This window comes from Erwinia sp. MYb416 (assembly GCF_037479575.1).
In the GTDB taxonomy this organism is placed as follows: domain Bacteria; phylum Pseudomonadota; class Gammaproteobacteria; order Enterobacterales; family Enterobacteriaceae; genus Erwinia; species Erwinia rhapontici.
In genome coordinates, this window is the sequence record NZ_JBBGYT010000186.1 from 1 (window position 1) to 673 (window position 673).

Sequence of the window (673 nt, forward strand, 5' to 3'; positions counted from 1 at the left end):
AGCATACGCTGTACAGCTTCCGCTTCGGTGAGTGCATGCTGCGCATCATCCCAATCGGGCATCACACGCTGACGCAGGTCATAAACGCGCTGGAACTGACGACGTTCGCTGACCATCAGCTCACCGGAGGTAAACAGATTTTCCAGGTGGCGCTTATGAGGTTTCCACGCCCACCAGCCAGGCTTCTGCCCCGCCGGAGCCGTAAAGTCAGCCGAACGAACCGCGCCATTTTCACGAATATGCGCCAGCAAACTGGCGATATCCTGCTGATGCTCATCCATCCATGCCTGGCTGTACTTCCAGCCTAATGCTGAGGGATTCAGCATGCGGTGACGCAGCAGGGGATAATCCTCAATGGGAATAAAGCAGGCTTCATGCGCCCAGTATTCAAACAGGTTTCGCTGTGCCAGCGCCTGCTCAAGCCAGACATGAGGATACTCCCCGAGACGGCTGAATAGCACAAGATAAGGGCTACGCGCCACCACGTGGATGGTGTCGATTTGCAGTAGTGACATTCGGCGTACCGCCGACAGTAAATCGTCAAATCGGGCTTTATGTGAAGGTGGGCGCAGCAAGCCCTGAGCCGCCAGCTGAAGCTGGCGCGCCTGAACAAGAGAAAGAGTTACCGCCGTCATGATGCCATCCGTAAAGTTCAGATGGCTTTAGTGTAGCG

The 673-nt window shown here is 55.7% G+C and carries 1 protein-coding gene; it reads right to left on the reverse strand.

What is annotated here, in order from left to right; all coding sequences use genetic code 11:
• The coding region (locus WH277_RS01775; RefSeq protein WP_339504039.1) for a winged helix-turn-helix domain-containing protein at positions 1–635 on the reverse strand (635 nt) is incomplete at its 3' end.
• Between the last annotated feature and the right edge of the window lie 38 nt (positions 636–673).